Origin of the sequence: Bartonella fuyuanensis, from assembly GCF_014197255.1 — a bacterium.
Taxonomy (GTDB): domain Bacteria; phylum Pseudomonadota; class Alphaproteobacteria; order Rhizobiales; family Rhizobiaceae; genus Bartonella; species Bartonella fuyuanensis.
In genome coordinates, this window is the sequence record NZ_JACIFE010000007.1 from 23,342 (window position 1) to 35,704 (window position 12,363).

The window sequence follows — 12,363 nt, forward strand, 5'->3', positions numbered from 1 at the left end:
ATGCTTGTACAGCTTTCGATTCATAATATTGTTTTGATCGAAACGCTCGATATTCATTTTACAGCAGGGTTGACGGTTTTAACTGGCGAAACCGGTGCGGGGAAGTCTATTCTCCTTGAAGCTTTATCGCTTGCTTTGGGGGGACGGGGCGATGCTTCGCTTGTGCGTCATGGCGCTGATCATGGGCAGGTAACAGCTGTTTTTGATGTGTCTGTTTCACATCCTGCACGCCAACTTATTCGTGAGAATGGTCTTGATGATGAGGGCGATATTATTTTACGACGTGTACAATCAAGTGATGGACGTAGTCGTGTCTTTATCAATGATCAGATGTCTAGTGTTGCATTGATGCGAAGTATTGGCCGTCTGTTAGTTGAAATCCATGGGCAACATGATGATCGTGCGCTTGTTGATGTTGCTACACATCGCCAATTATTAGATGCCTTTGGTGGGCTTGAGGATGAAGTAGAAAATTTGCGCCAGTGTTATCATACATGGTGTGAATTTGAGGAGCGTTTGAGACAGCAATGTCTTAAGGTAGAGAGCGCTGTACGTGAGGTTGATTATCTTCGTGCGTGTGTAGAAGAGCTTGAAAAGCTTGATTTTCAAGTTGGTGAAGAGGAAGCTCTTTCTCTTCGCCGAGCCGATATGCTTAAATTAGAAAAAATAGCAACAGATATTAAAGAGGCAGATGATCTTTTAACGGGTCAAAAATCACCAATTCCAGTGCTTTCTAATTTGGTGAGGCGATTGGAGCGGAAAATTCCTGAGGCGCAAGAGCTTATTGCGCCAGTGGTAAAATCTATTGATGAGGCATTACATGCACTTGCAACAGCACAAGAAGCTATTGAGACAGCAATACAGGCATTGGAATTTGAACCTAATGAATTAGAACAGATAGAAGAGCGTCTTTTTACTCTTCGGGGTTTTGCTCGTAAATATCAAGTTTCTGTGGACGAATTGGTTCAGTTACGCAATAGGATGGATGCTGAATTGGCTGATTTTGAAGAGGCTCAGACTATATTGACACGTTTTGAAGATGAAGCAAGGCAAGCAAAAAAAAATTATGATACATTGGCACAAGCGATTTCAATAAAACGACGAAAAGTTGCAAAACACTTGTCTGAAAGCGTAATGGCTGAGTTACCGGCATTGAAATTAGAGAGGGCAGAATTTATTGTTGAAATGCAAAGTGATGTTGAAAGGCGGAGTGCAGAGGGTTGTGATCGTATTGAATATTGGGTTAAAACAAATCCTGGAACACGTGCTGGACCTATGCTTAGTGTAGCTTCTGGTGGTGAGTTGTCTCGTTTTTTGTTGGCATTAAAAGTTGTTTTGTCTGCTCGGGGATCAGCTCCGACATTGATTTTTGATGAAATTGATACAGGCGTTGGGGGGGCTGTTGCAGCTGCTATTGGACAACGATTGCAATGCTTATCAAAACATGTTCAGGTTTTCGCTATTACGCATGCACCACAGGTCGCATCGAAAGCGCACGATCATTTTCTTATTTCGAAAATTGAAAGTCATGATAAAGGATGCTTTGTTACTGCTATTCATAAAATCGAAGAGCATGAACGTGCAGAAGAAATTGCCCGTATGTTGGCAGGAGAACAAATTACTGAAGAAGCACGTGCAGCGGCTCAAAAGCTTTTGGCATAAAGATTGGTCAATTGAGTGATAAAAATACTGGAAAGCTTGTATTTATTTTATAAGAAAGCTTGGAGATTCTTATAGTAGTAGCTCATCATTTGGAATAGATTTTATGAACAAAGACGGAATTAAAAATCTCACTGCTCTTGAAGCAGAAAGTGAATTAGAGTGGTTGGCAAAAGAGATTGCACGTCATGATATGCTTTATAATTGTGAAAATCAGCCTGAAATTTCTGATGCAGAATATGATGCTTTGCGCCGCCGTAATGCAGACATTGAAGCTCTTTTTCCAGAGCTTATTCGTGTTGATTCTCCTTCACATAAAATTGGAGCACCGGTTTCTGAAAAGTTTGAAAAATCTGTTCATGTACAGCCTATGCTTTCACTTGATAATGCCTTTAGCTTTGAAGATGTCACTGAATTTGTTGAACGTATTCGTCGTTTTTTACGGCTTCCAGAAACACAAGTGTTGGAAATAGCAGCGGAGCCAAAAATTGATGGTTTATCTTTGTCTTTGTGCTACGAAAAGGGGCGACTTGTGCGTGCAGTAACGCGTGGGGACGGAACTGTTGGTGAAAATGTGACGGCAAATGCCCGAACAATTGCTGATATTCCAAAAGTTTTGCAAGGTGATTTTCCTGATGTCATTGAGGTTCGCGGTGAAGTTTATATGGGGAGGGAGGATTTCCAAGCACTTAATATCAACCAACAAGAACAGGGTAAGTTAATTTTTGCCAATCCTAGAAATGCAGCGGCTGGTTCACTTCGTCAACTAGATTCACGGATAACTGCTAGCCGAAAGCTTCAATTTTTTGCTTATGCTTGTGGTGAGGTGAGTGAAGTATTTGCACAAAGTCATATAGAGATGATAAAAAAGCTAAAAAAGTATGGCTTTATTATCAATCCATTAACAAAAGTTTTTAAGACGGTAGAAGAAATTATTTCCTATTATCGTAATATCGAAGAATGTCGTCCTTCTTTAAGCTATGATATTGATGGAATTGTTTATAAGGTTAATGATTTGATGCTCCAAAAGCGCTTGGGGTTTATTTCTCGTTCACCGCGTTGGGCAATAGCACATAAATTTCCAGCCGAAAAGGCTATGGCATTTTTAGAAGCTATTGACATTCAAGTGGGACGCACTGGAGCATTAACCCCTGTTGCACGTCTTGCTCCTATCACTGTTGGTGGTGTGATCGTTACCAATGCCAGTTTGCATAATGAGGATTATATTAAAGGAATTGGCCATAAAGGGGAACCCATTCGTGAGGGGCGTGATATTCGTATAGGCGATACAGTGATTATACAACGTGCTGGTGATGTAATTCCTCAAGTTGTTGATATTGTTTCGGAAAAACGTTCGAAAGATGCTGCTATTTTTATTTTTCCTCATTTTTGCCCAGCTTGTGGGAGTCATGCTGTTCGTGAAATAGGAGAAGCAGTGCGTCGCTGTACTGGAGGACTTATTTGTCCTGCACAGGCGATTGAGCGTATTCGTCATTTTGTGTCACGCAATGCCTTTGATATTGAGGGTTTAGGTAAAAAACAGGTAGAGTTTTTTTTCCATGTTCAAGATGAGGCACTTTGTATTCATACACCAGCTGATATTTTTACTTTGCAAAAGCGCCAAGAAAAATCTTTGATACGTTTAGAAAATATGGAAGGTTTTGGTACTGTTTCAGTTCGGAAACTATATGATGCCATTAATGCACGCCGCGAAATTCCTTTAAGCCGTTTTTTGTTTGCATTGGGGATTCGGCATGTTGGAGAGGTGAATGCACGTCGCCTCGCACGTGCTTATCAAAATTATGCAGCTTTTCAAACGGCAGCTATGGAAGCAATTATGCCATCCGATAAAGCAAATGAAAAAGGCAATGAAGCTTGGATGGAGATTACCAATATCGAAGGAATTGGACCACAGGTTGGGAGCGCTATTGTTGATTTTTATCAAGAAGCGCATAATCGTGAGGTTTTGTCTGTTTTGCTTGGAGAAGTAACACCTCTTGATGAAGTGCCTATCATTCCAGCTTCTTCACCAATAGCGGAGAAAATCATTGTTTTTACAGGAACTTTGGTCCATATGTCACGCGATGAAGCAAAAGGATTGGCAGAGCGATTAGGGGCCAAAACGTCGGGTTCACTTTCTAAAAAAACAGATATTCTTGTTGCAGGACTTGGAGCAGGATCAAAATTGACTAAAGCAGAAGAACTAGGTGTTGAGGTTATCGATGAAGAGGCTTGGATGCGATTGATTGAGGGGTATAATATTTAAGGATTAAATCCCCTTCAAGAGCGATAATTTATGCGTAATTGTCATGCTTTATCGAGAGTAATTTCCTGATACTAAAAGTTAATATATAGCTCTTAAGGAGTCTTATCATTATTTTTAGTATTGGAAAATATTGTTCTTCAGAATGGTGATATAATGAAAGTTTTCATATAAAGAAAATAAAAGATATGACTGTTTAGGTGTTTATTATTGGTGTGTTTAATCCATAAAAGATTATTGCTCATTATATATAATAGATAGCGATAGTGTTTCAGACATATATCATGATTTTATCTATATTTGTCAGACATCATTATGTAGTACACATGCCTAATTTCATGACAAAATTTCGAGTATTCCTTAATGCATCTAGCATCGTAATTCTCTTCTTGATTATCTTCATTGCTCTCCAATTTTTTAGCCTAAGAAATCTCATTTATTAGAGCTAGAATTTAGCATGAGAAAATTTCATAATCAAACAGTATTTGAGCGTACTTTAATATTGGATCTGTAGAGTTTATAACAAAATTTTTCCCAAATGAAATCGCTTTCTTTCCAATTATATTTAGAGTGTAGCGTCTATACGTAGGTAGATAGATTTAGCGCTGGAAAACCTTCATTATAAATATTCTGCAATATATAGAATATGATATATACCATACTTCTTCGATTTCACATATGCCTTTGCATTTTCTAAACGTTGATTGTACAACTCATAATGATACTGTTCATTCACATACTTTTTATAAAGTTCATCGTACCCGTTTAGAGTAATTACTCAACTTTTGGAAAACGCAGAAATAGAAATTGATTTAAATCCAGAAGCTTTTTTCAGTACAAAATTTCCAATATAATATCTGAATAAAAGTGTAAGGAACAGAATAAGATGATACGCATTGTAATAGCTATATAAAATCTACGCCATATATGCTCATTTTGTAGTAATAAACAGAGATTATTTATGTTGTCATGCAATTATTTTCCAGGAAATATACTCGGAAAATAATACTAAACTGTTTAATATTGCAAATAAAGAAAAATCTTTTAACATGATGTAATTATTATCCTACTTCTTTTAAATTCTAATAACTTAATCCCTCTTTTCTAGCTGATTCTATTTAGTTATATCAATATGTGTTATTATGGGGCCACTGTTATTGGAAATAGTTCAAAAATTAAAAAGATATAGATTACTATTGCAAGGCAATATGCATAAATTTTGAGTTTAAACTAAAAAGGTAAAATTAAGAATAAAAATGTTATAATAAGCTAATTGTAGTCGTTAATATAAGTATAACCACGTGTAGTGCATTCTACTTTATTTCACCTAGATCAGTGTTTACTATCCCAGCAAAAAGATTTGAAATATTTTTTGTATTTCTTGATGCAACTACATATTTTTCTTTAAAAAAAGTGCTGTTTTTTGTAGAAAGTAAAAGTTATAGGTTGCTTAATTTATAGAGGCATCGTTGCTTCTTTTACCCACTTTTTATCGTCTTCGTTTAAGTAAGGTGCATTGATTTGATAAACATGCGCATGGTAATCATTGATCCATTGTTTTTCTTGCAATGTCAAAAGCTCTGGAAGGATTAATCGTCGATCAATGGGGCAATGTGTGAGTGTTTCAAACGAGAGCATTTCTATATCTCCACCATCAATTTTTTGTGCTGGCTTCACAATCATCAAATTTTCAAGACGAATGCCAAAAGCGTCTTTGCGATAATAACCTGGTTCGTTTGAAAGAATCATACCGGGGATGAGTTCTTGGCATCCGTTGCGGGAAATATTTTGTGGTCCTTCATGAACAGAAAGATAAGATCCAACACCATGACCTGTACCATGGGCATAATCAAAGCCAGCTTTCCATAAGGTGATGCGTGCAAGAGCATCAATATCTTGTCCGCGTGTTCCTTTTGGAAAGCAAGCGGTTGCAAGAGCAATCATACTTTTGAGAACGAGAGTAAAACAGCGTTTTTCTTCTTTTCCAATATTCCCAATCGCAACTGTGCGTGTGACATCTGTTGTGCCATCACGATATTGTCCTCCTGAATCAATAAGGTAAAGTTCAGCAGCATTGAGTTTTTTATTTGTTTGTGTTGTTACTCGATAATGAACGATAGCGCCATTTTTCCCTGCAGCTGAGATTGTATCAAAAGACAGATCTTCAAGTTTTTCCCCCATTTTTTTTGCTGTACTTATGCGAAATTCTTCTAATTTTTGAGCAGCGGAAATTTCACTTATTGTACCTGGTCTTTGTTTATCTAACCAAGAAAAAAAACGGGTTAGAGCAACACCATCGCGCAGATGCGCTTTTCGCGCTCCATTAAGCTCTGTGTCATTCTTAATAGCACGTGGCAGAGCGGCAGGGTCAGTAAGTGTGATGAAAGAGCTATTTTCTTCTTCAATAATAGTACGTAATTTTTCGCATGTTAATTGTGGATCTAAGGCAAAAGCTGTTCCCTTCTGTAGATATTCTTTGATTTTTGAAAGAAGTTGTTCTGGTTCATATAATTTTGCATAACATTCCAGATATTTTTTTTGTTCTTTACCAAGTTTTTTGTTGTCAATGAATAAGGCTGGTGTTTCTTGGATGGGAATGAGAGCAAAACAAAGGGGAAAAGGCGTATTGGAAACATCATTGCCCCGTATATTAAATGTCCACGCAATAGAGGAGGGATCTGTAAAAATAAAGGCATCTGCATTGACTTTTTGTATATCTTTGCAAATCAATTTGAGTTTTTCATCTGTATTGCACCCAGCATATTTGAATGGGTGAATTGATATGGGGGCTTGTGGTAATTGTGGTTGATCATGCCAGATAAGGTCGATGGGATTGGAGTGAATTGCTACAAGTTTTCCACCTGCTTTAATTTCTAATGCGTTTCTCAATGTATCGGTGTTCGCAATGGTGTGAAGCCATGGATCAAAGCCAATAGAAAGATTTTTCCCATTTGTTTCAAGCCATTGTGAAGGGGGACAGGTTATTAGATCTTCGTACTCGAAAATATGAGAATCAGTTTGTTGGCGAACTTGTAGCTTGTAGCGCCCGTCTGTGAATATAATGGCTTTGTTTTTTAAAATTAATGCAATCCCAGCTGATCCAGTAAAGCCGGTTATCCAGCTAAGACGTTGAGCATGAGGGGCGACATATTCTCCTTGATGTTCATCTGCACGTGGCACAAGAAAACCATCTAGTCCAAGGTGGTCAAATTCTTTACGAAGGGAGGTAATGCGTTCTGCAGCATGAGAGGGATTTATTGTCGCCTCAAAAGATTGATACATAACGATATCCTTTTCTTTTATTTCAGATGTATCGTAACCCATCCTTGTTGGTGGTATGTTTCGATATGTTTGAGTCCTTGTTTTATATAAGTATCCAAAACACGGGTGTGTTGTTCTTCAAGAATTCCAGAGAGTATAAGTGATCCCCCTTTTTGAAGCGCTTTTACTACTTCTTGCGCAAGTTCGATGAGAGGATTGGCAAGAATATTAGCAACAATGAGATCAAAAGGGCTACGTATTGCAATTTGCTCATGGCTAAAACCTGTTGCTGTAATAGCTGTAACATACTCTTTTACGCCATTAAGCTCAATATTATGTTGTGCGACTTGAATAGCTATGGGATCAATATCAGATGCGAGAATAGGAATGGGCTTGAGCATTGCTATGCCAATGGCTAAAATTCCACTGCCAGTTCCAAGATCAAGGGCATTGTGTAGATTTTCATTTTGCATTACTTTGGCTATCATTTCTAAACAACAGGTTGTTGTTTCATGATGTCCTGTACCAAAAGCTTGATTTGCTTCAATTTCAATAGGGAGAACATTTTCTGGAATGGTGTTTCGGTTGTGACTTCCATGAAGAAAAAAAGGACCTGCATGGACTGGTTTTAGTCCTTCTAGACTTTTTTGTACCCAATCAATATTGGGTAAAACTTCTATATTAATTTTATCAGAATCTATAGAAAGAACACTTGCAAAACGTTTCATTGCGCTCTTTTGATTGTCTTGATCAACATAAAGTGAAAGTTCATATATAGAATTCTTTTCATCTATCTCTATGAGAGCAAGAGGATATCCTTCTTCGTCAAAAGCTGTTTCTAGAAGGGTATAAAACTGCTCTACCTCACTTTTAAAAGCACTATAATAAAGGCGAATTTGCTGCGACATGCTGTTCTTTACTTTTGATCGACTGTTTAGTTTGAGATAAGTTTTTTTAGTCGTTCAATGGCGATTTCATCTTTTAATTCACTATCGCTTTCTTTTGTGTCATAAGGGATGACGCCTGCTAATTTTCCACCTTTTTTGAGTAAAAAAATTGCTGCTGTATGATTATAAGTGTAGTTTCCATCTTCTCCAGGCACTTTTTCAGCAACGATGTTGAAAGAATTGACCATTTTATGAACTTCTTCAGGATTTCCACTAATGCCAACAATTTTATTCATGAAATTATTGAGATATTCATGAAGCACTTCTGGGGTATCACGTTCAGGATCAACAGTCACAAACCATTTTCCTAATTTATCAGCTTCAGGCCCAAGGGCCGTGAGCCACCGATCAATATTGATTAGTGTGGTAGGACAGCTTTCAGGACACATGGTGAATCCGAAAAAAATTATTGAAGGTTTGCTTCGAACATCAACGTCGGTAACAGTTTCTCCATTTGAATTGATGAGAGTAAAGCTATCACCTAAAGGCTTATTTATAAATATATCATAAATAAAAACCCCTGTGAGAAAGATAACTGTTAGCCCTAAAATACGGATTACATTTTTCATAGGTTATCTCTTTAAAAAGTATCAAAAAAACTCTACCATTGGCTGTTTTTTTTTGCAATATTTGTTTCACAATTGTTTTTATTGGCTTGGTTGGTATGTTTTGCTGTATCTATTGATGAAACGCAATAATGAATCTTGGAAACAGTCTTCAATTCCATAAAAGTGAAGCATATATCCATACAAAAGCTTGGCAGTATGGTTGTAAATTGAGATGCTATGTGGAAATTAATAAGTGGATGGTTTTGCATGAGGGAATGGTTGAAGGTTTTTCATTTAGAATGTAACAGTGAGGCATTTATATCGATATTGGTTGTTGTTGTTTTATTTCATGGATTGTGTTTCAACGCATAAAATAACTTATCATCCAAACGAATATTTTCGTTATATGGCGCTAGATCATTCTTTTCATGAAAGGAGTTGTAAAAAGCATGTTATTATTGGATATGATGTGTAGATGGTATAGAGCAGTTTATATCAGGAGTAAGCGTTGGGTATGAGACAGTTATTGGAACAAATGCTGCTATAGCGAAAGATTTTATGCCTTATACGATTATGTTAAGGTCTCGGCAAAACGGTTACAGATACATTTGCCCAACAATGCGATAGAGTGCCTCTTGGTTAGATATGGCGATGGGATTAGCTGCTTGATAAAATTCATAACGTATTATTTGGTATGCAAAACTTCCCATCGAAGCTTTTATTGGCAAATGGAAATGACATTTATAATCAAATAAAATGATCTCTTGAAAACACCTCATGGTTTGTTGTTCGTGAAGCTTTGTTTACAAAATAGTTATCTAAGACACGCTTTTCTTCGGCTTTTATGATCGTTTATTGCTGTAATATGATTATAACAAATTTTCTTGTGAAAAAATCGGTCATTGACAGAAAAATCTATTGACAGAAAATCTGATGAGGCATGAGAGGTTGATTGAATGATAACTTTCTATTCAATATTCTTATTTGTCTATGTACGCTTTTATCTTGGTGTTGCATAGTCGGTTATGCAAGGAATCTTGATATTAAAAGGGAGATTTTCCATAACCGCCATAAGATGTTTTCATTGCTATGGTTTCTATATGTTCTGCTGGCAGTTCATCTAGGAAACGGGAGGGAATAGCAGATTGCCAAAGTCCGTGTACTCTGCGGTTGGATACAAACCATATATGCAGATATTTTTTCGCTCTTGTAAGTCCTACATAAGCAAGACGCCGTTCTTCTTCTAATCCTGAACGCCCACCTTCATCTAATGAGCGCTGATGGGGAAAGAGTCCTTCTTCCCAACCTGGAAGAAAAACTGTTTCAAATTCAAGTCCTTTGGCTGAATGAAGTGTCATAATATTGATGGCATCCATATTTTCGTTATTTTCTGCTTCCATAACAAGTGCAACATGTTCTAAAAAGCTCTGAAGATTTTCAAATTGTTCCATGGAACGGATCATTTCTTTAAGATTTTCTAGTCGTGTCGGAGCTTCTGGTGAGCGATCTTCTATCCACATGTTTGTGTAACCAGAATCATCAAGGATAATTTCGGCAAGCTCTCTGTGGGGAGTATTTGGAAGCATATTTTGCCAGCGGCGAAAGTTTTCAATAAGGCTTCGTAAAGCACTTCGTGTCTTAGGTTTTAACTCATTTGTTTCAATGATGTCAGCAGCAGCAGAAAAAAGAGGAACAGAACGTGCACGTGCACTCTCATAAAGAATGCGCAAAGTTGTATCTCCTATGCCGCGTTTAGGTGTATTGATAATACGTTCAAAAGCCAAATCATCAGCTGGTTGGGTAACAACGCGTAAATAAGCCATGGCATCACGTATTTCCATTCGCTCATAAAAACGAGGGCTACCAATGACGCGGTAGTTAAGACCGAGTATTACAAAGCGATCTTCAAATTCCCGCATTTGAAATGACGCTCGTACTAATATAGCCATATGATTTAATGCATGACCGGTTCGTAGTGCACGTTGGATTTCTTCTCCGATTGCCCGTGCTTCTCCTTGTGAATCCCATGCTGAATGAATTTTTACTTTTTCTTCTTCACCCTTTATTTGAGCAGAAAAAAGAACTTTTCCCAGTCGTTCTTCATTATGAGCAATAAGATGGGAGGCGGCTTTAAGAATATGAGATGTTGAGCGATAGTTGCGTTCTAGACGAATAATTTTGGCAGAAGGAAAATCTTTTTCAAAACGTAATATGTTCTCGACTTTTGCACCACGCCATCCATAAATAGATTGATCATCATCACCAACACAACAAAGATTAATATGTTGATCTTGAGGACGTTGTGCCAAAAGGCGGAGCCAAAGATATTGTGCTGTATTTGTATCTTGATATTCGTCAACAAGAATATAGCGAAATTGAGAATGATATTCGCGAAGAATATCTGGATTATGTTGGAAGATAGAGATAGAGTGAAGCAGAAGATCACCAAAATCACAGGCATTAAGATCTTTTAGTCGATTTTGATAACGACGATAAAGTTTGCGCCCCATGCCGTTACCAAAAGAATGAGCATCACTATTTGAGATATGTTCTGGTGAAAGTCCTTGATTTTTCCAAGAATCAATTATCCTTGCAAGGTTTCGTGCAGGCCAACGTTTATCATCTAATTCCTCAGCTTCAATAAGCTGTTTTAAAAGTCGAAGAACATCATCGCTATCGAGAATTGTAAAGTTCTTTTTTAAATCAACAAGCTCTGCGTGACGGCGTAAAATTTTAGCACCAGTGGAATGAAATGTTCCAAGCCAAGGCATTTCCTCAACAACATCACCAATAAGTTCACTAATACGTATTTTCATTTCACTTACTGCTTTATTGGTAAAGGTAACAGAAAGTATTTGCTGAGGAGAGGCAAATCCAGAGCGTAAAATATGAGAAATCCGGGTTGTTAAAACGCGTGTTTTTCCAGTACCAGCACCTGCAAGAACTAAAAGAGGTCCTTCGATATTCATAACAGCTTGTTGCTGTTCTGGATTGAGCTGTTTTAAATAATCTGTTTTATATGTTTTTTGTTCTTTTAGAGCACAGGTAGAAAACCCAGACCTCTCCTTATCATGGGCTGGTGGAGTATTTTCTTCAAAGAAAGGTATGTGACCGGAAAAATTATTCATTATACCTTTTTTGTAATCTTTTTTTATTGAAGTTCCAGATTAAAAAACTTTTCTTTTAAAAGCTATAACAAATCTTTATTGAATGAAAGATAGATTAAAACAAAAGCAAGTCTTAAAGACGTTGAGAGAGAATACTTTGAAGGGCATAAATGCGTAATGAGGCCGAAAGATTTACTTGTTGGGGTCTTTTGCTATCAATATCAGTGATAATAAAGGCTAAAGATTGCCCTTTTTTTCGAGCTATATCTTTTAGAATGTCTAAAAATGGTGGTTCTAAAGAGACGCTTGTTGGGTGTCCATCAACACGAACAGATATCTTTCGTGGAATGACTTTTGACCAGTCTATAGTATTATTTTCGTGCATTTTTCCACCTTTATTCGTCGTTTCGTAAACGATTTTGATCAAGAAATTTTTGCATTTTTAAAGATTTTTGTTGCTCAAAAAGTCTTTCTGTTTTTGTTCGTCCAAAACGATAACGATTTTGCTCAGCGTGAAGAGCTTTTTCTGCACGCTTTTTTTGTTTTTGAAATCGACGAAAGTTAATTGGTTCAGCCAT

General features: G+C 37.2%; 7 protein-coding genes and 1 pseudogene. 2 read left to right on the forward strand and 6 right to left on the reverse strand.

All coding sequences use genetic code 11. From position 1 onward, the window contains the following. Nucleotides 1-1,662 (forward strand): DNA repair protein RecN, encoded by a 1,662-nt coding sequence (recN, locus tag GGR08_RS04125; RefSeq protein ID WP_183194125.1) that lies wholly within the window; start codon nt 1-3, stop codon nt 1,660-1,662. A gap of 103 nt (nt 1,663-1,765) precedes the next feature. Next, the gene (gene ligA / locus GGR08_RS04130) at nt 1,766-3,925 is read left to right on the forward strand and encodes an NAD-dependent DNA ligase LigA (RefSeq protein WP_183194126.1); all 2,160 of its coding nucleotides are present in this window, start codon (nt 1,766-1,768) and stop codon (nt 3,923-3,925) included. A 1,452-nt stretch (nt 3,926-5,377) separates the two neighbouring features. Here the strand turns inward: ligA and GGR08_RS04135 are convergent. The 6 genes and pseudogenes from GGR08_RS04135 to GGR08_RS04160 all read right to left on the reverse strand — a co-directional run bounded on the left by GGR08_RS04135 (nt 5,378) and on the right by GGR08_RS04160 (nt 12,363). Continuing rightward, nucleotides 5,378-7,204 carry an aminopeptidase P family protein gene (locus tag GGR08_RS04135; protein WP_183194127.1) on the reverse strand — a complete coding sequence of 609 codons (1,827 nt, stop codon included), beginning with the start codon at nt 7,202-7,204 and terminating at the stop codon, nt 5,378-5,380. A gap of 17 nt (nt 7,205-7,221) precedes the next feature. After that, a complete protein-coding gene (locus GGR08_RS04140) occupies nt 7,222-8,091 on the reverse strand; it encodes a 50S ribosomal protein L11 methyltransferase (RefSeq protein WP_183194128.1) in 870 nt (289 codons plus the stop codon). Nucleotides 8,092-8,117: 26 nt separating this feature from the next. Then, nucleotides 8,118-8,699: an SCO family protein gene (locus tag GGR08_RS04145; protein ID WP_183194129.1), complete on the reverse strand. Its 582-nt coding sequence runs from the start codon at nt 8,697-8,699 to the stop codon at nt 8,118-8,120. Between the two features lie 726 nt (nt 8,700-9,425). Further along, nucleotides 9,426-11,806, reverse strand: a pseudogene (locus GGR08_RS04150) (ATP-dependent helicase). A gap of 112 nt (nt 11,807-11,918) precedes the next feature. Next, nucleotides 11,919-12,170 carry a ribbon-helix-helix domain-containing protein gene (locus tag GGR08_RS04155; protein WP_183194130.1) on the reverse strand — a complete coding sequence of 84 codons (252 nt, stop codon included), beginning with the start codon at nt 12,168-12,170 and terminating at the stop codon, nt 11,919-11,921. 10 nt (nt 12,171-12,180) lie between these two features. Then, a complete protein-coding gene (locus GGR08_RS04160) occupies nt 12,181-12,363 on the reverse strand; it encodes a DUF4169 family protein (RefSeq protein ID WP_183194131.1) in 183 nt (60 codons plus the stop codon).